The sequence below is a fragment of the Wukongibacter baidiensis genome (assembly GCF_050888315.1).
Taxonomy (GTDB): Bacteria; Bacillota; Clostridia; order Peptostreptococcales; family Caminicellaceae; genus Wukongibacter; species Wukongibacter baidiensis.
This window is the reverse complement of the sequence record NZ_CP138202.1, coordinates 5,398,843-5,419,389: the sequence shown is the minus strand read 5'-3', so window position 1 is coordinate 5,419,389 and position 20,547 is coordinate 5,398,843. Positions and strand designations below refer to the sequence as shown.

The 20,547-nt window shown below is 33.5% G+C and carries 23 protein-coding genes; 11 read left to right on the top strand and 12 right to left on the bottom strand.

What is annotated here, in order from left to right; all coding sequences use genetic code 11:
• The first annotated feature begins 30 nt into the window (after window positions 1-30).
• Window positions 31-324 (top strand): hypothetical protein, encoded by a 294-nt coding sequence (locus R9X47_RS24465; RefSeq protein ID WP_432663714.1) that lies wholly within the window; start codon window positions 31-33, stop codon window positions 322-324.
• A 128-nt stretch (window positions 325-452) separates the two neighbouring features.
• On the opposite strand, the gene R9X47_RS24460 is transcribed toward R9X47_RS24465, so the two are convergent.
• The 3 genes from R9X47_RS24460 to R9X47_RS24450 form a co-directional block, all read right to left on the bottom strand.
• On the bottom strand, window positions 453-755 hold the full coding sequence (locus R9X47_RS24460) for a hypothetical protein (RefSeq protein ID WP_432663713.1): 303 nt from the start codon (window positions 753-755) through the stop codon (window positions 453-455).
• Window positions 756-811: 56 nt separating this feature from the next.
• On the bottom strand, window positions 812-1,228 hold the full coding sequence (locus R9X47_RS24455; RefSeq protein ID WP_432663712.1) for a hypothetical protein: 417 nt from the start codon (window positions 1,226-1,228) through the stop codon (window positions 812-814).
• A 141-nt stretch (window positions 1,229-1,369) separates the two neighbouring features.
• Complete coding sequence (locus R9X47_RS24450; RefSeq protein ID WP_432663711.1) at window positions 1,370-3,361, bottom strand: peptidase G2 autoproteolytic cleavage domain-containing protein; 1,992 nt, start codon at window positions 3,359-3,361, stop codon at window positions 1,370-1,372.
• 311 nt (window positions 3,362-3,672) lie between these two features.
• On the opposite strand from R9X47_RS24450, the gene R9X47_RS24445 reads away from it, so the two are divergent.
• Complete coding sequence (locus R9X47_RS24445) at window positions 3,673-3,966, top strand: hypothetical protein (protein ID WP_432663710.1); 294 nt, start codon at window positions 3,673-3,675, stop codon at window positions 3,964-3,966.
• Window positions 3,967-4,161: 195 nt separating this feature from the next.
• Complete coding sequence (locus R9X47_RS24440) at window positions 4,162-4,449, top strand: hypothetical protein (RefSeq protein WP_432663709.1); 288 nt, start codon at window positions 4,162-4,164, stop codon at window positions 4,447-4,449.
• A gap of 246 nt (window positions 4,450-4,695) precedes the next feature.
• Here R9X47_RS24440 and R9X47_RS24435 read toward each other — a convergent pair whose 3' ends face one another.
• From R9X47_RS24435 to R9X47_RS24425, 3 genes are all read right to left on the bottom strand, one after another.
• The gene (locus R9X47_RS24435) at window positions 4,696-6,807 is read right to left on the bottom strand and encodes a peptidase M6 (protein ID WP_432663708.1); all 2,112 of its coding nucleotides are present in this window, start codon (window positions 6,805-6,807) and stop codon (window positions 4,696-4,698) included.
• A 647-nt stretch (window positions 6,808-7,454) separates the two neighbouring features.
• A complete protein-coding gene (locus R9X47_RS24430; protein ID WP_432663707.1) occupies window positions 7,455-8,021 on the bottom strand; it encodes a hypothetical protein in 567 nt (188 codons plus the stop codon).
• Window positions 8,022-8,188: 167 nt separating this feature from the next.
• Entirely contained in the window at window positions 8,189-9,058 is an 870-nt protein-coding gene (locus tag R9X47_RS24425; RefSeq protein WP_432663706.1) for an MBL fold metallo-hydrolase, read from the bottom strand.
• A 257-nt stretch (window positions 9,059-9,315) separates the two neighbouring features.
• Here R9X47_RS24425 and R9X47_RS24420 point away from each other — a divergent pair, with 257 nt between their 5' ends.
• Entirely contained in the window at window positions 9,316-9,612 is a 297-nt protein-coding gene (locus R9X47_RS24420; RefSeq protein ID WP_432663705.1) for a hypothetical protein, read from the top strand.
• 26 nt (window positions 9,613-9,638) lie between these two features.
• Entirely contained in the window at window positions 9,639-10,145 is a 507-nt protein-coding gene (locus R9X47_RS24415) for a DUF1850 domain-containing protein (RefSeq protein WP_432663704.1), read from the top strand.
• 63 nt (window positions 10,146-10,208) lie between these two features.
• Here R9X47_RS24415 and R9X47_RS24410 read toward each other — a convergent pair whose 3' ends face one another.
• The 3 genes from R9X47_RS24410 to R9X47_RS24400 all read right to left on the bottom strand — a co-directional run bounded on the left by R9X47_RS24410 (window position 10,209) and on the right by R9X47_RS24400 (window position 13,856).
• A complete protein-coding gene (locus tag R9X47_RS24410) occupies window positions 10,209-12,149 on the bottom strand; it encodes a TRAP transporter permease (RefSeq protein ID WP_432663703.1) in 1,941 nt (646 codons plus the stop codon).
• A gap of 68 nt (window positions 12,150-12,217) precedes the next feature.
• Window positions 12,218-13,204 carry a TAXI family TRAP transporter solute-binding subunit gene (locus R9X47_RS24405; RefSeq protein WP_432663702.1) on the bottom strand — a complete coding sequence of 329 codons (987 nt, stop codon included), beginning with the start codon at window positions 13,202-13,204 and terminating at the stop codon, window positions 12,218-12,220.
• 193 nt (window positions 13,205-13,397) lie between these two features.
• Window positions 13,398-13,856 carry a hypothetical protein gene (locus tag R9X47_RS24400; protein WP_432663701.1) on the bottom strand — a complete coding sequence of 153 codons (459 nt, stop codon included), beginning with the start codon at window positions 13,854-13,856 and terminating at the stop codon, window positions 13,398-13,400.
• A gap of 254 nt (window positions 13,857-14,110) precedes the next feature.
• Here R9X47_RS24400 and R9X47_RS24395 point away from each other — a divergent pair, with 254 nt between their 5' ends.
• From R9X47_RS24395 to R9X47_RS24385, 3 genes are all read left to right on the top strand, one after another.
• Window positions 14,111-14,767, top strand: coding sequence for a Crp/Fnr family transcriptional regulator (locus tag R9X47_RS24395; RefSeq protein ID WP_432663700.1), 657 nt, complete (start codon window positions 14,111-14,113; stop codon window positions 14,765-14,767).
• Window positions 14,768-14,917: 150 nt separating this feature from the next.
• Window positions 14,918-15,364 carry an OsmC family protein gene (locus R9X47_RS24390; protein ID WP_432663699.1) on the top strand — a complete coding sequence of 149 codons (447 nt, stop codon included), beginning with the start codon at window positions 14,918-14,920 and terminating at the stop codon, window positions 15,362-15,364.
• Between the two features lie 51 nt (window positions 15,365-15,415).
• The gene (locus tag R9X47_RS24385; protein ID WP_432663698.1) at window positions 15,416-15,640 is read left to right on the top strand and encodes a glutaredoxin family protein; all 225 of its coding nucleotides are present in this window, start codon (window positions 15,416-15,418) and stop codon (window positions 15,638-15,640) included.
• 85 nt (window positions 15,641-15,725) lie between these two features.
• Here the strand turns inward: R9X47_RS24385 and R9X47_RS24380 are convergent, their stop codons facing one another.
• Window positions 15,726-16,637 carry a hypothetical protein gene (locus R9X47_RS24380; RefSeq protein ID WP_432663697.1) on the bottom strand — a complete coding sequence of 304 codons (912 nt, stop codon included), beginning with the start codon at window positions 16,635-16,637 and terminating at the stop codon, window positions 15,726-15,728.
• 259 nt (window positions 16,638-16,896) lie between these two features.
• Here R9X47_RS24380 and R9X47_RS24375 point away from each other — a divergent pair, with 259 nt between their 5' ends.
• The 3 genes from R9X47_RS24375 to R9X47_RS24365 all read left to right on the top strand — a co-directional run bounded on the left by R9X47_RS24375 (window position 16,897) and on the right by R9X47_RS24365 (window position 18,745).
• Entirely contained in the window at window positions 16,897-17,151 is a 255-nt protein-coding gene (locus R9X47_RS24375; RefSeq protein WP_432663696.1) for a hypothetical protein, read from the top strand.
• A 139-nt stretch (window positions 17,152-17,290) separates the two neighbouring features.
• The gene (locus R9X47_RS24370) at window positions 17,291-18,121 is read left to right on the top strand and encodes a nitrilase-related carbon-nitrogen hydrolase (RefSeq protein ID WP_432663695.1); all 831 of its coding nucleotides are present in this window, start codon (window positions 17,291-17,293) and stop codon (window positions 18,119-18,121) included.
• 126 nt (window positions 18,122-18,247) lie between these two features.
• On the top strand, window positions 18,248-18,745 hold the full coding sequence (locus R9X47_RS24365; RefSeq protein WP_432663694.1) for a DUF5673 domain-containing protein: 498 nt from the start codon (window positions 18,248-18,250) through the stop codon (window positions 18,743-18,745).
• Window positions 18,746-18,798: 53 nt separating this feature from the next.
• Here R9X47_RS24365 and R9X47_RS24360 read toward each other — a convergent pair whose 3' ends face one another.
• Together R9X47_RS24360 and R9X47_RS24355 are read right to left on the bottom strand one after the other, a co-directional pair.
• Complete coding sequence (locus R9X47_RS24360) at window positions 18,799-19,287, bottom strand: hypothetical protein (protein ID WP_432663693.1); 489 nt, start codon at window positions 19,285-19,287, stop codon at window positions 18,799-18,801.
• A gap of 70 nt (window positions 19,288-19,357) precedes the next feature.
• The gene (locus tag R9X47_RS24355) at window positions 19,358-20,203 is read right to left on the bottom strand and encodes a MerR family transcriptional regulator (RefSeq protein ID WP_432663691.1); all 846 of its coding nucleotides are present in this window, start codon (window positions 20,201-20,203) and stop codon (window positions 19,358-19,360) included.
• Window positions 20,204-20,547 lie beyond the last annotated feature (344 nt).

Below are 20,547 nucleotides of genomic sequence, written 5' to 3'. Positions count from 1 at the left end.
TCTAGTAGCTTAGATAAAGGAGGTGTTTTTATGTTTGATCTTAATCTTAACGAAACTGTTTTTGTGCCAGTTGCTACAGCTGATACAGCTATTTCTGTAGATAGTCCTTTATATACTATTGAGTCAGTTAACACTACAGAACTTAGAATTCAGTCAGTTGCTACTAATACGGGAAATGAACATACTGTTCAAAAATCCTCTAATGAAAGTTTAATTGCAACAAAGGTTCCTCAGGGCGAAGTAGCTTTATTGACTTCTATTCCAGCTACTGGAAGACAAACAACGCAAAGAATAGCAGGCGTTTTTCTTAAGGCACAAGCTTAATGTCTTTAGTATATTTAAAATCGTGTAAATCTCAGAAAGGAGACAGGTGGTGATTATACTGTCTCCTTTTGAAGTTTCCATGTATTAAATAGTACGATTCTAGAGTGAGTTAACAATTCATTTGATATCTACTTCATAAAATCTTTTGCAATTTTTATATCAGATGTAAGGTTTAAATGAGGATATTTTTCATCCAACTCCTCTAAACAGTTAATATACTCTTGACTCTGTAAGTTATATGCTACGTCTTCAAATACTTCACTAATCCAAAGTATTTCTTCTTCATTGCAACTTCTAAGAAATTTTATCGTTTCTTTTAAATCAATGCTTAATATTTTAGTCAATCTATCCCAATATTCATATACTACAGGATCATTGGGATGTAATACAGCGCGTTCGTTAATGATCTCTCTAGCATTTTTTTGTATCATATATTAGTCCCTTCATTATTTTGATCACACATTTCCCTCTGATTTAAAGTAAAGGTTTAATTTAATCTCCTATATTTGAAATCAACTATTATCCACTTCTTATGCTTCTTCTTAAATTTTAATCTATACTCGTAAAGTTCTGCATAAGCTTCTGCTGTTTTAACTGTTGAAAGTATAATTATCTCATATACATTTATCTTTTCCACCATAGTTTGCATTACATCTAAACTGTAGTCATCTATATTCTGTAAGTGTTTCATTCTTTCCTGCAGCACACCTTTTACTTCATCTGTTCCACTTATAGCATTTATAAATTTGGATTCACCCATATATAACGATTCAATAGTTCTTTTAGCTAATGGACTAATTTCTTTAGCAGCCGTCTCTAACCTTCTAAGCTCAAGAGAATCCCAAATAAAATAACCTAAGATTATTGTCAGAATCAGTAAGAATATTATTGTAGTCTTTTTCATAATTTCCACTCCATAATTAATAATAAAGTAATATCATTTGTCCTTATATCTTATATAATAATAAATCATAGAATAATTATGCAAAAATATCCTAGTCATATAAATAACTAGGATATTTTTTAACCTTTATTGTATTTTCCCTTAGGAGCGGAATAATATTAATATCTGATCAACATCTGTACGTCTTAATACCCTGTATCCACTGTAAGAGTCGGTTGCAACACCATCATCATTCGGCATACAATATCCTCCTGGCTTACATGTTCCATCATCTCTGACAAGTATTTGACCAAGCAATCCTATTGCAGCCCATTCAGGTCTTTGAGAGCGAGGGATATATTCTTCTTTACAGTTCCACTTCGGATTCAGAGTTGGCTGTCTTTCTTTGCGCTCTGGAGTAATAATGTTGCCTTCTTCGTCTTTTTCTTCTGGGATAACTGTCTCTTGATATTTAATCTGTCCCCATTTGTCTCTCATATATTTGTTATGCCAGTAATAATCCGTTGATCCAGCTAATATTGCTGGAGTAGCACTAGTGACACCTAATATATAATCATCATATGAATTTGCTTTTCGTATTTTATCACTTCCCTCTGCAAATGTTACAAAATAGCCAAAATCAATATACTCTCCATCCTCTGTTTCAAACATTTCTGCATAGTCTGCACAGCAAGGATTTACTAGGTTAATTGAGTTAAAGAATGCATCTCCATTATTCTTAATACAAGCTGTAACAGCTTTATTATCGGGATCTGTACCGCCTGCCATAAACCATCCAAAGTCTTCACAGGCATCACCAAATTTACCCATAATGTGAGCACCTTTAAATCCTTCTGTACTTGTAGCAAGACCCTCTGCATGGGAGTAATCTCCGCTAGCTCTAGTAAGCATTCCTTCTGTATGAGAACAGTCCCCTTCTGCTACTGTGTTATACCCTTCTGCATGAGATTGACTTCCACTGGCTTCAGTAAAGACTCCTTCTGCATGGGACCGAGGCCCACTTGCTGTTGTAATAGACCCTTCTGCATGGGCCACACTACCTGATGCTAAAGTACCAAAACCCTCGGCATGAGATGTAAATCCACTTGCTTCTGTTATGACACCCTCGGCATGGGATGTAAATCCACTTGCTTCTGTTAGGGTACCCTCGGCATGGGCTTCACTAGACCTTGCAATGGTTTCGTATCCCTCGGCATGAGAAGCAAGTCCTATTGCCATCGTACCTTCTCCCTCTGCATGGGAGTAAGGTGCACTTGCTATTGCAAACAATCCTTCTGCATGAGATGCAAATGCAGTTGCTATTGTCCTAAAACCTTCGGCATGGCTCTGTGGTCCTCTTGCTTCTGTTCTATCTCCTTCTGCATGGGCATCAGTTCCACTAGCTATTGTATCTGTACCCTCTGCATGGGAACGATCACCGCTTGCTATTGATCTAAATCCCTCGGCATGAGCTTGTAATCCACTTGCTTCTGTCAAAGCCCCTTCCGCATGGGCCTCACTATTTGATGCTATAGTGCCAAAACCCTCAGCGTGGGTTGCTTGGGCACTTGCTAATGTTTTTTCCCCTTCGGCATGGGCTTCAAAGCCACTAGCTATTGTATCAAAACCTTCGGCATGGGAAGCAAATCCCTTTGCAACTGTTCTAAATCCCTCTGTATGGCTCTGAACTCCGCTTGCTATGGTTAGATCTCCCTCTGCGTGAGAATCAGTTCCACTAGCTATGGTGTCTGTACCCTCCGCATGGGCATGATCTCCGCTTGCTACTGATCTAAGTCCCTCTGCATGAGCTTGAAAGCCACTTGCCTTTGTCCATAACCCCTCTGAATGGGCCTCATTGGCACTTGCAGTAGTACCAAGTCCTTCGGCATGGGCTGCTTCTGCACTTGCTATAGTCTCTTCTCCCTCGGCATGGGATTCAAGTCCAATTGCTCTTGTGCCGAATCCTTCTGCATGGGAGCATCCTCCTACTGCTATTGTGTTACATCCCTCAGCGTGAGAACAGTCACCTACCGCTATTGTACTACAGCCCTCTGCATGGGAGCACTCTCCTATTGCTGTTGTATTACATCCTTCTGCCTCTGAACACTCTCCTATCGCTCTTCTGTTACACTCTTCATTATTATGCTCTGTCAATTTCGACACCCCTTAATTTTTGTATTAAGGCAAAATCTGTTAAATATAACTCTTAAAAAATTATACTCTCCATGTCCTTTTGCACTATACAATATGTCTTGTTGACAAAACACGTGTATTTATAATTCCATGTCAGTTTCAATCGGCAATTATAAAAGGTTTAAAGAGTTTTAGCGTTGTGTGGAATACGTCTCATCATCTCACTTGTGGCTGTTTATTTCTAAAGCACTTCCCAATTAACTCAAAGGCTTGTAACACAATTGAATCTTAATACATATATATCTAGTAGCTTAGGGAAAGGAGGTGTTTTTATGGTTGATCTTAATCTTTACGAAACTGTTATTCTGCCAGTTGTCACAGCTAATACAGCTATTTCAGTAGACAGTCCTTTATATACTATTGAATCGGTTAACACTACAGAGGCTAGAATTCAGTCAGTTGCTGCTAGTACTGGAAATGAACATACTGTTCAAAAATCCTCTAACGAAAGTTTAATTGCTACAAAGATTCCTCAAGGCGAAGTAGCTATATTGACTTCTGCTCCAGCTAATGAAAGGCAAGTAGCTCAGCCGTTAGGAGTTATTCTTCTTAAATCAAGGTTATAAGAGTTTCCATATATTTAAACTACCATAAATCTCATATATCACATGGGCGGTTTCGATTTATCATTAGAAACCGTCCATTTAAAGATTAGAGAAAACAAGGAGACTGGTAACGATTCTAATATCTCCTAAAGGCTTGTAACACAACTGAGCCTTAACACATATATATCTAGTAGCTTAAGGAAAGGAGGTGTTTTTATGGTTGATCTTAATCTTTACGAAACTGTTGTTGTGCCAGTTGCCGCAGCTAATACAGCTATCGCAGTAGACAGTCCTTTATATACTATTGAATCAGTTAACACTACAGAGGCTAGAATTCAGTCAGTTACTACTAGTACTGGAAATGAACATACTGTTCAAAAGTCCTCTAACGAAAGTTTAATTGCTACAAAGATTCCTCAAGGTGAAGTAGCTATATCTGCTCCTTTTTCAACTAACGAAAGGCAAAGAACTATAAGATTAGCAGTTATTAATCTTAAGTTCTGACTTTATGTTATTCCATATATTTAAAGTACTATAAATCTTATATACTACACTGGAATAAATTTGATAAATCGCTTTTGGAAAACATATAGTTTAAGTTGCTTTTTATAGAATTAATGCAAATAAGTCAGATAAAACAAGCATTGTCAATATTATAATGAAAAGCCCTAATAACTGACAAACTACTTCATGTCAAGTATTAGGGCTTATTTTAAATCATGAAACCACCTTTGATTATATGTTTATTGCTTATTTCTTCTTTTTCTTGTTGTAGTCCTTTTTACTAATAATTTCATATGTGTAATCTACTGTTCCTTTTGTTCCTGAAGGTGCTGCATACCAAACAACCATATAGTTATTTCCCCCACTAAAGAATTGCTTCAACTGGATTGCATCTGCTTCTGTTACATTGAATGGGTCAATATTTAATACTTTGTAATGTTGCTTATTATTCCCTTTCCCTTTAGATTTCTCATTTATAAATGATACAGCATAATCTACGTATACTTCATTTATTTCATCAATACTCATAAACTCTTCTAAGGAACTACCATCATTCGAATATCCTATTTCAGGTATCTCAATATTATCAATATACCAACCTGCTCCAACAGTTCCCCAGTCCGTCATATAACGGAAATTAATTAGGATTTCTTCTCCAGCATAAGGTGTTAAGTCAAATTCTTCTTGAATCCAATCATTATAATGTCCAGTAAACCCAGGCATACTATCTTTAATGTCCGGATAACCTTCATCAACTACATCGTCTCTTGTATTCTCGTTTTCTAAACTGTTCCAGGTCTCACCATTATCAGTTGACACTTGAACTACACCAAAGTCCCATTGTTCTTCAATGTCAATATAGTTGTCGAATTTAAGAATTGCAGAATCAACATCGCTTAAATCAGTCTTTAATATAAGACTGTTATTAACCTCATTTCCAGTGTTTCCCCATAGAACCTTGTCATCTGAATCTAAAGGATCATCTACTACATTCCAAGGCGTAGGTAGGAAGCTTATACCATCAAAAACGATGTTTTGTATCTTGTTAGCCTTTTCTATTACCTTATAATCTCCACCCCATGCTGGGACTCCGTCTTTGTCATACTCAAGAGCTGATTCATAGTTGATTTTCAAGTCTATACTATCAAAATTATATATTCCATCGTCTGGCTCAGGACTGTCCATAGCTACTGCTAGAGTAAATCTTTTAAACAACTCATTAAAGTCTATTTCAGCATTAAATTCTTCTAAAATTTTATTTACACTTTCAATTCCGTGGCTCTTATCTTGTGCTAAGGCTTTAACGAAATCCTTACCATAGTGGTCATTTAAGTATAATTGCATTAGATATGCCTGTCCATAATCAGCCAATGTTTCTGGTCCAGTCTCTGCATCTTCATGCTCATCCCACTCAACTAGTGAATTTTCAGGATGATCAAGGAAGAAATTCACATGACCCCATGGGTGTTCTTCAAAGCATAGATATTCTGCAAAGTCTGACATACCTTCATTAATCCAAGTTTCTTCAAGACTATCATTGTCGGAGTGGATTAAATGTTGGAATTCATGGGCAGTTGTCCCTAGGAACGTAGATTCTAGCCTAGTTTCCCAATCCTTTGAATCTAAGGTTATAATATTTCTATCGGTATAACGCTCAAGAGTTGGTGAAAAGAATCCAGCTATAAAAAATGGATAACTAGGATCATAATACTGATCATCTCTAACGTTATCTACCATAATCATTATTCTTTCTTCTCCGTCTTCAGGCTCATAGTAATCCTGCGGTAAACCAATCATTTCTGGTAATGTTGCATCTTCACCAGTATGTGAGTCAGGAGTTCCAAAGAATTCAGTGTCTTTAATGTAAATATTATTATCGAAAACGTCTCTTATTTTATCAACTTGCTCTTGATTAATTATGTGAGCTGGTTGATCTTCTATCAAATTATCATCTTCATCATAGAATGCTAAGTCTTCTGCTACCCATACTTCTACATTCTCACCTATACTTCTTAAAGTAAAATCCTTTAAGTAATATCCATATAGGTCATCTAGTGCCACAAATACCTTTGTCCCTCCATCAAAGGTAAAGTTTTCATTGCCATTGTCCTCTGAAGTTCCTTCTTCCTCGTTAAGATTGATCTTAGATCCCATTTCTTTGATCTTCTTATCAAGCTTAGCATTATATTCTTCGTCGTCTGCTAATTTTCTAATCTTAGCTCCAACATCAATTACATCTCCATATCTTGAGGTATCAAAATCTTTGCTTGCTCCTTCAGCTTTAATTGTGTTAACTGGAGCTAATAAGCTAATTACTAAAGTACAAACTAAGGCAAATGATAATATTTTTTTATTCATTTTCCACTACCCCTTTCATCTGGTTGTTTTCTTCTATAACCTTTGAGTTGAAAATAGTGATTTCTTGGTTTTTAAACACCTCCTTTTCTTAAAATGTAAATGAAAACATGTATTTTTATTTACATTCTCATTATAAATTACCTATAAAAAAATTTTTGTAGAAACTGGTTGTCCTTTTTTTTCTAGTTTTGTTTCATTTTATAATTTTTTAGAAAAACAGAAAGAACAGACACCACTTAATGGAATCTGTTCTCAAAGTTTCTTTAAAAGTATGTATGTCGAATAGAGGCATATCTATGTCATACAGCTAAATTAAAATTCTATATCATCTTAGGATTTTTAATAACTTTTCTTTTTATTATTTTTCTAATCCAATTATAATTATCAGTACTATACCCATTGCAAATAGCTAACTTGTATTAAATAAGGTTGTGGGATAGTAAGGTAATATTCAATCTTTCATTGTAGTCTTCTAGGTATCATTAACTACCCATTGATATATCTTTTCACAGAAGAGAAATTAGACGAATTTTATATAATTTCTTCGACTAACTTTGTCGATTACCTGGGGCAGTCCTATACTAATATAGGGCCATAGGACTGCTATCAAGCTACAGTTTACATACTCTTTTTATAAGTCTGTTTGTCTATAGAAACTGTCCGCCTTTAATTTGATTATTAAATATTTTTTGCAATCTTGGAAGTACGATATTCATAAAATGTCCTTTTCTTCTTTCTACTATTTCTAAAACCATTGTTGGTTCAGGCTCCATTTCTTTATAGGTTAAATAATAGTTATATTCTGATAAAGGTTTGCCTTTCTCTAAAATGATGCAAATAAACCAACTGTCTTTATTTAACCATTTAACTACTTCTGATTTTCCTTTTAAATTGACCCACAATGTTCTTATAAAATCATCTGGCTGCTCAAAATGTAATGAGTATTCTGGTGGAAAATACCACTCCGTGCTAATAAAACTTATCCTTGGCTTAATAAGCTCTTGAAATTCTTCCTCTGAATACCCGCTAGTCATCTCTTCTTTACATTCACTTAAATCTTTATCATATTCTGTATAACCAAATAAGGTCATTTCATCATTGTCACAAAAGCAATTAACTACATCCCATAGTATCTCTAAATAAGATTGTTCTGTAAACTCAAAATCATAGCCTAATTCAAGTGTGTAACTATCTTCATCAATTATTAAAAGCATAATTTCACTCCGTTCTTTAACATATCAAAAAAAAACGGTTTTAATCGCATCAGAAAACCGTTCCTATGTATCATAAGCAATAAGCACAGTGTTATATGACGTAGTAGCTGGCTCAAATTTTTCATTCTTTCACCAAAGTTTTTAATTCTTCTAATCCTCAATTTCATTTACTTATTAGAAACCATATCTTCTTTTTTATTCTTACCGACGTTTTCTTTCAATTTTTCCACTGTAATTAAATTACCATGACCAGGAAGTATGTACTTAACATTCATTGAAATTATTTTTTTCCAACTTTCATAATATTTATCTAAGTCCTCTAAAACCAAAACACAATACTTAGCCCCAACCAATTGAAAAATAGGCATATTAGCCGCAGCATCTCCCACAAAACAATAACCACTATCAAATATTACAGAAATAGAATCTTTACTATGTCCAGGTGTAATAATAATTTTACCTTCTAATTCTATTCCAATCTCTTTAAGTAGAGTATCCTCTGTAATTAAAATATCTTTTTCTCGAACCTGATAAGGAGTAAACTTTAATTCATTCCATTCTTTATCAAATTTATTCTTTAAATACTTTATTTGTTTTGCTCTCTTATTAATAAAACCCCCATTATGATTAAGATCATTTTGTCCATTTAATATTAATTCCTTTGCAAGATTTGACATAACTACCCGAATATCATTATTTTCTGTAGTTAGTTTATTTAAAAGTCCACAATGATCATCATGATGATGTGTTAATATAATATAACTAATATCTGATATACTAACACCAATTTCTTTCAATTTTTCATTAAATAAGTCCCATTCATATTCATAACCCGTATCAATTAAAACGTATTTATCTCCATTCTTTATCAAAAAGCAATTAGTTACACCAAGATTTAATTCTATTATCCCATTTTTTGCAAGTTCAACTTTATTTTTTTTAAGTTCAGTTTCATTAATTACTGGATTATAATTTTTTGCAAATACTCCAATAAAAATTAAAGCTATAATAAAGATAATTACAATTAATTTTTTCATTCTTTCCCTCCAGAATTTTTATATTTTTAATGTGGACCGCAATATATAATAAATGTCACTGTCAATTAAGATTATACCATTACATGGTAACAATTGGTAATTTAAATAATAACCTAAAAATATGCTATTATTACTCCTCTTTCTTTTTTTATTCTATTCATCTATTGCCACCTCAATTATCATTTTTTAGAGGTAATCTTAGATATTTATAGAAAGAATAATAAAATAGCATGTAGAAAGACTGGAGGGAGTAAGGAATGTCATCTAATAAGAATAATAATGAGTTTGAAAAAGAAATGGAACAATTAAACGAATGGCAAAATAATCAATATAATCCTGGTCACTATATTGGAACAGGTCGGACTCCTACAACAGTTTCAGGATTAGCAAGATATCCTATTTTTCTATTAGTAATAGGTCTATTTTTCGAAGTCCCTACAATTCTTTTTATGGTCCTGTACAGAACTTTTGATATGTTCTTTTTAGCTCCATTAATTTTAGGGCTGTGCTTTATTTATGGGGGAGTACAGAGAATTAGAATGAATAGAAAATAGAAACTTTTAGTAAGGAGTAATCATCAATGTCAGAATCACAGAAAATTTTTTCTATTACTATTTTAGGAATCTTAGTTATTATTCTTTTGCTTACAAATATACGTGTATTGATTCTAGAAGATTTGACAGATCAAAAGATTGTCTTTCTAGAGAAAATTGCTGCTAATGACGAATTTACAATGCAATGGATACATTCTGTTGAGTTACAGCCATGGGAAGAAGTTTTTAAAGTAAATACAGATTATAATATAATACTAGATAGGACTAGATTTAAATCCTTTGGAGCTGGAGTGCCGGCGTATGCTGGTAAAAAAACTGAAGTAAAAGATGGGTACGTAGTCTTTAGCGATATAAACAAACCTATGAGTGATTTACAATATAGAGCCTCTAATCTTGCTCAGCATGCCTTCTATTTTAGAGATAAAGAATTAAAATTGTATGAGCTTGTTGGAGATGAGAACATAATAAGAATATATACATTAGATATAAACATAATAAAATATCTCAAATTTAAAATAGCTGCTTCAATCTGAAGCGGCTATTTCTTAGCTTAACAATATAAGTTTTTTTTAATCTGTCTTTAATCAGATTCTTTTCTATGCATTGCTTAAAACCTTTTTACCAGATATTTTCCCAGAAATAAAGATTAAAATAAATATTATAACCCCTATTCCATCGGAATAAATCCCGGGATTAATTAGCATTAAAGCAGATACAAATAATAGAAGTCTATTTATTATATTTAAGTTTCTATTTAAATATCCTTCAACCGATGCGCCTAAGGCTATTACCCCTATTACAGCCGTTATTAAAACTAATATAATATCTACTACCGTAGTATCTATAAGTAATAAGGATGGAGAGTAAACAAATATATACGGTACTATAAAGCCTGCTAAGGCTAGTTTTATTGCTTGGAATCCAGTTTGTGCAGGCTTTCCTCCAGCTATACCTGCTCCAGCAAAGGCTGCCAAGGCAACCGGTGGAGTTAAGTTGGCCAACATCCCAAAGTAGAATACAAACATATGAGAAACTAATAAAGGTACTCCCATTTTAGCTAAAGCTGGCGCTGCCATAGTAGCGGTAATTATATAGGCTGGAATCGAAGGCAATCCCATTCCTAAAACTATACATGCTACCATTGTTAGTATTAAAGTAATCAATAGGTTTCCTTTTCCAAGGAAAAGAATTGCACCGGCTAATTTTAGTCCAAAGCCAGTCAAAGTCGCTACTCCAATTATCAGACCTACAACAGCACATGCCATGGCAACTCCGAGTGCTGTTCGAGCACCACTTTCTAAAGCCTCTAATATATCTCTAAAGCTCATTCTCGTTTCTTTTCTTAAGAAACTTACAAAGATAGCTAATATTATTGACCAAAATGCTGCATATATTGGAGTTCTACCACTAATTAAAAAGTATAATAGTCCTATTAGTGGCAAGAGAAGGTGTCCTCTTTGTTTTAGAACCTCCCATACCTTCGGTAAATTTTCCTTAGATATTCCAACTAAACCTTTTTTTGATGCTCTTAGATGTATGATTATAATGACTCCTAAGTAATAAAGTAATGCAGGTATTATTGCAGACTTAGCAATGGTGATATACTTTATTCCCAGATATTCTGCCATGATAAATGCAGCGGCTCCCATAACAGGAGGCAATATCTGCCCACCACATGAAGCCGCAGCCTCAACTGCTCCTGCAAACTCCTTATCATAGCCTATCTTTTTCATTAAAGGAATCGTGAAAGCTCCTGTAGTAACAACGTTTGCTATGGCACTACCATTTATTGAGCCTAAAAACCCACTGGATATTACTGCAACCTTAGCTGGTCCGCCTTTACCGCCTCCAGCTATAGCCATGGATAAGTCATTAAAAAATTGTCCCATACCAGTTTTTTGTAAGAATGCACCGAAAAGAACGAATAAGAATATATACGTCGATGAGACTCCTATTGCGATTCCATAGATCCCCTCGGTTGTAAGATACATGTACTCAGCAATATCTCTAAAGCTGTAGCCTCTATGGGCAATAATATTTGGGAGACTAGGTCCAAAGTGAGCATATAGCAAGAATATTATTGCTAAAATTACAATCTCTTTTCCAGTAATTCTTCTAGCTGCTTCTAAAACTAGTAATATGGCCATAAACCCAAAAACAATGTCCATATCGTTAGGCATTCCCGCTCTCATAACTAATTGATTATAATTTATAATAATATATCCACCTAAACTTAGGGACAGCACAGCCAAAAGCCAATCTACAATAGATGGTTTCTTCTTAGAAGACTTTTTTCCAAAGGGATAAAGTATGAATACAAGAGCCATTATAACGGATATATGAACGCCTCTATGCATCAACGTAACCAGTGGTCCTCTCCATGCCGTAAAAAGATGAAATAGTGATAATCCTATGCAAACAATAAATACAATAATTCCTGGCAAACTATTTTTATCAAATTTTCTAAATCTAGATTCGGTATCGTATTTTTCTAATATTTCTTCATGTCCAATTACTGTCTCTTCCCCTATTTCCATATCTTTTCCTCCTTTCTGCTAGGGGTGGTCTCATAAGATTCCTTTATGAGACAGCCCCTGAAAACTTTTTATTTACTCTTCTCATTAAAATATTTTTCTGCTCCTGGATGTAGCGGAATTGACATGCCTTCTTTAACCTTATCTATGCTGATCTGCTTAGCAGCATTATGTGTATCAGCTAAAGCATCCAGATTTTCAAATATTGTCTTTGTTATGTTGTAAACCAATTCCTCGCTTAAATCTTCTCTGGTAACTAGTAAAGTTTTTACGGCAGCAGTTTCTACGTCTTCTTCGTTATCATATGTTCCAGCAGGAATCATCTCAGAAGAATAGAAAGGGTATTCCTTAGCTAAACTTTCAACTGTTTCCTTCTTTATAGGAATTATTTTCACATCATGGGTGGTAGCTAAATCCATTATAGTTGCATTTGGTAATCCAGAAGTTAGGAATGCTGCATCAACTGCACCATTTTTAAGTTGCTCTACGGATTCTGCATAGGATAAGAAATCTTCATCTATATCGTCATATGTAATCCCATGGGCAGCCAATATTTGACGAGCATTTACCTCTGTACCGCTTCCTGGTGCTCCAACTCCAACTCTTTTACCCTTTAGCTCGCTTATATCATTAATGCCTGAATCCTTAACAGTTATAACTTGAACAAAGTTTGGATACAGCGCTGCAATACCTCTTAGATTTTCAACTTTGCCCTTTTCCTTAAATACCTCTGTACCTGTATATGCATAACTAACTACATCATTCATGGCAAAAGCAATTTCAGCTTTTTTAGCTCCAATTAATGTTGAGTTTACAGACGAAGCTCCTGTTGACTGTACTGATGAATTAATTCCTTCAACTTTCTCATTTAGTAGATTAGATATAGTTCCACCTAATGCAAAGTATACTCCTGAACTACCACCGGTAGCAATAGTGACAAACATCTTCCCACCTGAACCTTCTCCAGAAGTGCTTTGTCCGCTATCTTGAGAACAACCTGATATTAATGCTGTAACCAATAACATAAGTACTAATAATAAAGAAACACTCTTTTTCATCTGATTTCCTCCAAAAGTTTTATTCAACGACTGAACGTCATTGTATATTGCTAAAAAAATTTGAGCTTCTTCCTTACAGAAACTCTTTTTAAATATTAAATTATAAATGTGAAATTTCTGTGAAGAAAGTTAACCAATTTAAAATATTTTTCAAATATAAAGCGATTCTTTAACTAGCTCCTTTTATATTACTTTATCTCTCTTTATACTCATCCAAATCAATAGCCTCACTAAAATATTCTTTGAACTTTTTAGATGCTATTTCATCTTTACTCAGAAATACAGCGTAGCTACTATCACAGCAATCAATTTCAATGCTAGCTTGTGAATGCTGAATCTTTGTTTCTGACCAAAAGTTATAATTATCGCGGATATTTGGTATAACCTCTAAGTTACTAACATCTATTTCAATATCTTTTCGAAAGCCCGTAAACACTGCCCAAATAAATTGTATATCTTCTTGTTTAAGAACGTCCGTTAAATCATCTCCAGACAGAAAAGCTTCTTCCTTTATCTCATCTACTTCAGGATAACACTCTATATCTGTTATTAACCAATTATAATCGTTTTGAAGTCCATTAAGTGCTTCAAAAATCACTCTCATATCTGTAAATCCTCGCATTTTAGTAGTATCTTTTAAAATATAGTTCATTGGTACTCCTCCTTACAATCTCTCTTTTTACAAGCCCGTAAGGGCTCGGCCTTTACAATATTATAACTCTATTGATAATCTATGATAATTTTCTTTTCTCTCATCAAAGAGAAATTATACAAATTTTATATAATTCCTTCGACTAGTTTTGTAGATTGCTAAAATAAATTGATATTGCCTATATATTAAATTACAATAGGAGTATATTAGCATTAGCACGATTATTCCATCTATACGAAAATAGGAGGATATAAATGTTTTATACTGATCAGATTCATCAGAAGAAAATTATTGACCTCTTTCCTAAAAATCATGTTCAAGAATGGCTGAAACATGGAAAGGAGTTATCTTTTCACAAGGGTGAATTGATAACAATGCCTGAAAAGAATTTGAGTAATATTTACCTCATAAAGACGGGAAATGTAAGTGTATTTCATATTCATGTTGATGGTAAAGAGTGTATTTTAAGCATATTGTCTCAAGACGATTTTATCGGTTTATTGGATGTTTTTACTCAAGATCACAGTAGTGTATTTGCAAAGGCTTTGACTGATGTAACAGTTATTGCTATTCCTAAAGATGAGATTAGAAGAGTTGTAGAAAGTACACCATCATTAGCAATGGCTCTAATAAATTATTTTTCTCGAAAATACCAGGAAACAACAGACATCTTGATACAAGTTGCCTATGGAAAAGTTGAAGAACGTCTTATCTTTTTGTTAAAAAAATTAGCTGCATCAAATGAAGAAGATAATGGATGGTATCCTATTCCTATTTCCATTACTCATAAAGACTTAGCAGGAATGGTTGCTTCAACTCGCGAAACAGTAACTCTATTAGTAAACAAGCTAATAAAAACTGGCGTAATCCGTCAACATCAAAATAGAATCTGGATTCAAATTGAAGAATAACTTTATAAAATAATTTTCACAGATGTAAGCCTCCTTACATACATCGAGAAACCTTTATATTAATATAGAAACATAACCAAACTCAATGTAATGGAGGGTAAAGATATGAATAATATTTCATTTGATGCTGTTCAACAAACAGTCGATGCTATGAAAAAGAATCCTGAGTTAGCCATGACTAAATGGGCTGCTCACATAAGCTGGCAAGATGGCGTTCAAAACCAAATAGCCATTCGTGATTTCGAACCACTAATTACAGATGAACCTGACAAACTGGGTGGCACTGATAATGCTCCTAATCCTGTAGAGTATTTGCTAGGAGCTGCAGGTAGCTGCTTTGCAATCACATTTGAGGTTCTGGCAAGCCAACAAGGAATAAAATTGGAAAAGGTTGAAGTAGACATTGAAGCAGATTTAAACGCAGCTGTTTTTTTAGGACTTGAAGAAGGTAATGGAGGAATCGTAAATCCAATTATTAAGTTAAAGACTGTTACGTCTGCTACAAAAGAACAGGTAAACGAGATTGCAGAGATTGCTTTATCAAAGTCTCCAGTTTTAGTTAGTATCAAGCCCAAATTAGAGCTAATTGTTTTATAGTTGCCTTCTAAAATAGGATAAATGAAAAATATAAAAGAATGGATGATTTAAATGACAAATGTAATATTTTATACTAGTAATGCTTGACCACATTGTGTAACTGCTAAGCAGTACCTTTCGGAGAAAGGTGTAAGTTTCGTTGAGAAAAATATCCAAACAGATCCTGTAGCAAGGAAGGAATTAATTAAAAAAGGCTATATGGGTGTTCCTGTTATCGTAATAGATGATGAGGATATAGTAGGATTTGATAAAGATAGACTAGATGATTTATTATAAAAATTTAAACGCAGAACATGATAGAAAGAGCTTCTACAAAACATGTAGAGCTCTTTTTTATATTAAGAAATATATTTACGAATTTCTATCCGTTGTTATATTCATCTACACGCCAAATACCATCTTCACCCTTTCTTAGAGTAATACAGAAGGCCCCTTCTGTTTCTGGATACTGAGACGAGGTCTCTACGGTCTCCATATCAACAGTTACAAGAAATATTAGAGTCGAATCATCCTTTTCTTTCTTTTTTGGCTCCAAAAGCTCTATCTCTCTAATCTCAGCCCATTTCATCCCCCAGACATTACCATCGTGAACAAAGGTTTTGTTATGTTTTTCTGTAGCTAAGTCCATCATTGTTTTGTAGTCTTCTCTGGCGAACGCATGGAAATATTCTTGAATAACCTTTAGAGCTCCTTCTCTTTCCCCTGTTAAATGCTTTTGTATATCAGAAGATAATTTACCTATTTCATTCAATGTCTTATAGATTCTTTCATCTTTCCTAGGATCATTTGATTCCTCATGATCCCATGGATAACCTGGTCTTATTGCAAATGGCTTTTGAATTATATCTATTACCGGTAGACTTGTAGAAAGTGATGAGAAACTAGTCCAGAAAGCACCTAGATATACTCTTTCTCCATCGGCCACTACAACAAAGGGAAGACCACTAACACTTACCTTAGGAATTCTATCATAGACCTCTTCACTTATTTCAAGTGAATGGTTAAACCAATTATATGATTTAAAGTCCTTTTCAGTGACTATAGGAGTATCATCTAATTCTAAATCGCTTATATCCATCTCTACAGCAGCTTGTGTACTTGCATTCTTTACTAAGTAAATTTCAAATCGGTTCTCATATCTAGTGTGTTTATCGTCATCTACATTTCTATGTACCTTTGTCTTTTCTCCATTTATAAGAAATGTCAAACCAAAAACAACAAGAATAATAGTGGCTATACTTCCTATTAAAATCCCAATCTTTTCTTTTTTCATTATTCTCACCCCATAGTTTTATTCATTAAAATACAATTTGAGTTTAACCCATTGGACCATCAAAATCAATAATTGAGTGTTATAATTTGGAAATTTTTTTTCAAACTAAGGTCTACACATTATTTCAACCTCATATACTAATGGACATTGCTGTTTTGAAAGAGGTGCAACATGTATAGGCTTATAAGTTATTGATTACGGGTATTCTATATGAAAGTGGTCAATACTAGCGCTAAAGATTATCTAAAGGAGCATTGTAATGGGAAAAAATAAGAACTTCTTCATTTTACTTTATACATTAATTGCAATTGCAGCAGTTATGAGGCAAATTAAATATGCACTTAGTTCAATAATTCTCTCTGAATCATTAAAAGGTGTAGAACTATCTATATTCCAAATGAAAATCTATGGAACCAATAGAGTTTATACCATTGGACATTACTGGTTGATTCCGATAATTTTAGGACTACTATATAATTCAATTATAGAATTTAGAAAGTGGAAAAAATCCTAGACTATAATTAATTATATTTCATCATGCCTGAGCTCCTCTTGAAAATAGATAGTAACACTGAATAGTTTTTATGGTACAATATTGAAAAAATAAATCTATCTTCACATTAATATTTCTTGTGAGAAAGAAAGGTTTTTATATGAGCGATTTTAGAATCTCTTTAGTACAAATGAATGCTATACCATCAGATAAAGAGTCAAACCTACAAAAAATAAGCAGGTTTGTAAATGCAGCGGCAATAAAGAAAGCCAAAGTAATTTGCTTTCCTGAGCTTTCCACATGTGGGTATGATAGAAATCTTTCTCTATCCTTATCAGAAGACCTAATGGGTTATACATCTCAAAGATTATCAGAAATGTCTAAGGACAAGGGTATTGTTATACTGGCTGGTATGCTTGAGAGGGATGGAAATAATACATATATAGTTCATGTCATAGCCTTTCCCGATGGAAGAATTGAAAGATACAGAAAAACCCACTTGGGAAAATATGAAAGGGAAATATATTCCCCTGGACAAAATCTACCTGTTTTCAAAATGGAGAATAGTCATCATCAAGCAGAGACCGTTAATTTTGGTGTTGCCATATGTTATGATTTGCATTTTCCGGAGGTTGTAGCAAGTATGTCTTTACAGGGTGCTCAAATTGTTTTTGCTCCCCACGCTTCGCCTATTTCAGGTGAAAGAAGGTTAGAAGTTTGGAAAAAATATATGGGAGCAAGGGCTTATGACAATAGGGTTTATTTGGCAGCGTGCAATTTAGTTGGAGATTGCGGTGATAAAAGGTTTGGAGGCGGCATTGGTATATGGAACCCCTTTGGGGATCTAGTAAAAGAATATACAGAGGAAAATGAGAACATGATATTTTTCGATGTCGATATTAATACATTAAATGATATAAGGAGTGAAAAAAAGGGTCATATGAGAAATCCTTATTTTCTTAAGGACAGGAGAGCTGATTTGTATTTTTAGAGTTTAAGGTTTTGACTTTCTCTAGTTACTTTTATAGATAGCTTTCCTATTGTTTCTTTCAAAGTATCTTTTACTCAATGTAATTATATGGTAGACTTTTGTTAATATATATAATTGGAGGATTGCATGATAATAGTATTAAGCCTGTTTTTTATTGTAAGTTCTTTCTTGCTTATCCATCTTCTTAGACTTATAGATATCAGAAATACCTATGGAAGGTTTATTATAAAGCTAAGAAAAAGGAATGGTCTCTTGGTTCTTTCTGTTCTCTTTTTATTTGTTTTTATTTATTTACTAGTTCTTAAGTCTAGACCTGATAAATATAGAGATTTTTCTGATCTACTAACCCCATTGCTGTGGATTCTTATATCTCTTGTACACATTTTAAGGGCTATTAAATACTCTAATATAAGAGAGAAGGGAATTTATCTTGATCGAGGTTTTTATGATTGGAGCAAAATCTATTCTTATGAATGGATATCTTCAGACACTATTAAGTTTAAAGCTAAAGGATTAATGCTAAGTGATTTTCAAGAAAAAGTAAAGGTTGTACATGCAAATAGGGAGAATGTTGATGCCATATTACGGAGATATGTTAACCCGTCTTCCCCTACTTCATCTTAACTTTGTACTATAAAATCTATTCCACCCGTTGAATGAACGGGTGGTTTGTTTATTTATCTTTGAAGATACTTTTTATCATCTGTAAGTTTAACTATCTTATATTCTTTCGAAGGACTATCTTCATTTTCTACTATAGATTTAATATCCTCAACGGTTATCCAGTCATCCATATTCCTTTGTCTATCAAGATCAAGGGGTTCTATTTCCTCAACATTACTAATCTCAACTAGACATAGATACTTTTTACCTGCCCATCTCTTAATCTGAGCATTGGTAAGCTGCAGCTTGTCTTGATTTTCACTCACTAGTAGCTTTGATTGTTCCTCTGTCATTTTTTCTGAGTTAAATACACTGGTAACTGTTGCTTTAGCTTTAATCAATCCACTGCCATTATTTTCGATAAAGTATAATGTTTCCCCTTTAAAAACTCTACCATATGGTAACTTTCTTCCAGCTGCACCTCTAATTATCATTGTTTTTGTACCATCTAAAATGCGAGATAATACCTTAGCTTTTTTATCGGTATAAACTAAATGTTCCATTGCTCTACCTCCCAACAAAGAATTTAAGACAATTATAAACCCTACAGTAACTGTAGGGTCAATAGGAGTTTTAAATATTCTTTTTAACAGGCAAAATAATTTCTGTAACGTATTCATCCTCACATATTGTGGTAACGACATCAATAATATAGTTTTCGATGGCTCCACCTAAAAATGTAAATCCATTGTTTTCAATCCATTTAAGCATTTTTTTATAGGTCTCATTCATTGTTCTATAGCTTCCATAATGATATGATATTACCGCTAAAAAACCTCCAAATCCTCTTACCATACCTTCTTTTTCCTCATTCTCCGAAACATTTACACAAACTTCAATATCTGCGTTCGAGTAATCAAAGAATCTATAGTCATCATGATAAACGGCCATCATTGTACCCGTCATATAAAGCTTATTTTTTTCTACTAGATTATTTAGTTTAGTAAATCTTAAATAGAATTCATGTGGATTACATAATCCTTTATATCTAGAGTATGCGACATAGGAAACAGGGATTTCTTTTACTCCAATATCTATAGAGTGTTTTGGATTTTCTTCATTGCATTCCATGTGTTCAGTATATAGCTTCAATCTATTCTTTAAAATAGTAAGCTCAGATATGTTTTTCTCTATCTCTTCACATTTTGTCTCTACCATTTGCTTATTGTATTCTAGGTCATTTCTTTCTACCAATACTCCAATTTCCTTAAGTGAAAATCCAGCTGCTTTAAAATGCTTAATGGTATTTATATTTGATAATTGATCATGTGAATAGTACCTGTAGTTACTATTTGAGTCTACTTTTTTTGGCTTTAGTAGCCCTATCTCATCATAGTAACGTAGAGTCTTAATGGGTATATTACATATTTTTGATACTTGACCAATTTGATAATATTTTTCTTCATTTTCGTTTTTCAACGTACTTATTCCCCCTATTATTACTTAAGTCATATTTCAAGTATTATGACTTAGCTCCTACAAAGATTATATCACTATATATTACTAAAGAATTCAGTTTTTTCACTTAATCTAGGAAAATATGACACGGTGACAGACACCCGGACACCCTAAAAAGAGCGCGTGTCAGATGTGTCGGTCCCCATGTCACATTTTCAACTTCTTTAGTAATGTATACCTTTGAGTAAGTTTTGATAAGAATATTGTCACATATATTTAAGATCTAAACACAAAATTATTCTAATCCTTTAGCTCAAGCCTTTATAATTTTTTTCATAACGGGTATAATCTTTTTGAAACTTTTC

Coding starts and splice junctions, on each gene's coding strand:
- R9X47_RS24405 (WP_432663702.1), bottom strand. CDS start 13,204: ATGAAAAAGAGTGTTTCTTTATTATTAGTACTTATGTTATTGGTTACA.
- R9X47_RS24435 (WP_432663708.1), bottom strand. CDS start 6,807: ATGAATAAAAAAATATTATCATTTGCCTTAGTTTGTACTTTAGTAATT.
- R9X47_RS24455 (WP_432663712.1), bottom strand. CDS start 1,228: ATGAAAAAGACTACAATAATATTCTTACTGATTCTGACAATAATCTTA.
- R9X47_RS24440 (WP_432663709.1), top strand. CDS start 4,162: ATGGTTGATCTTAATCTTTACGAAACTGTTGTTGTGCCAGTTGCCGCA.
- R9X47_RS24375 (WP_432663696.1), top strand. CDS start 16,897: ATGGGAAAAAATAAGAACTTCTTCATTTTACTTTATACATTAATTGCA.
- R9X47_RS24410 (WP_432663703.1), bottom strand. CDS start 12,149: ATGGAAATAGGGGAAGAGACAGTAATTGGACATGAAGAAATATTAGAA.
- R9X47_RS24390 (WP_432663699.1), top strand. CDS start 14,918: ATGAAAAAGAATCCTGAGTTAGCCATGACTAAATGGGCTGCTCACATA.
- R9X47_RS24415 (WP_432663704.1), top strand. CDS start 9,639: ATGTCAGAATCACAGAAAATTTTTTCTATTACTATTTTAGGAATCTTA.
- R9X47_RS24380 (WP_432663697.1), bottom strand. CDS start 16,637: ATGAAAAAAGAAAAGATTGGGATTTTAATAGGAAGTATAGCCACTATT.
- R9X47_RS24425 (WP_432663706.1), bottom strand. CDS start 9,058: ATGAAAAAATTAATTGTAATTATCTTTATTATAGCTTTAATTTTTATT.
- R9X47_RS24445 (WP_432663710.1), top strand. CDS start 3,673: ATGGTTGATCTTAATCTTTACGAAACTGTTATTCTGCCAGTTGTCACA.
- R9X47_RS24395 (WP_432663700.1), top strand. CDS start 14,111: ATGTTTTATACTGATCAGATTCATCAGAAGAAAATTATTGACCTCTTT.
- R9X47_RS24420 (WP_432663705.1), top strand. CDS start 9,316: ATGTCATCTAATAAGAATAATAATGAGTTTGAAAAAGAAATGGAACAA.
- R9X47_RS24365 (WP_432663694.1), top strand. CDS start 18,248: ATGATAATAGTATTAAGCCTGTTTTTTATTGTAAGTTCTTTCTTGCTT.
- R9X47_RS24460 (WP_432663713.1), bottom strand. CDS start 755: ATGATACAAAAAAATGCTAGAGAGATCATTAACGAACGCGCTGTATTA.
- R9X47_RS24465 (WP_432663714.1), top strand. CDS start 31: ATGTTTGATCTTAATCTTAACGAAACTGTTTTTGTGCCAGTTGCTACA.
- R9X47_RS24370 (WP_432663695.1), top strand. CDS start 17,291: ATGAGCGATTTTAGAATCTCTTTAGTACAAATGAATGCTATACCATCA.
- R9X47_RS24400 (WP_432663701.1), bottom strand. CDS start 13,856: ATGAACTATATTTTAAAAGATACTACTAAAATGCGAGGATTTACAGAT.
- R9X47_RS24430 (WP_432663707.1), bottom strand. CDS start 8,021: ATGCTTTTAATAATTGATGAAGATAGTTACACACTTGAATTAGGCTAT.
- R9X47_RS24360 (WP_432663693.1), bottom strand. CDS start 19,287: ATGGAACATTTAGTTTATACCGATAAAAAAGCTAAGGTATTATCTCGC.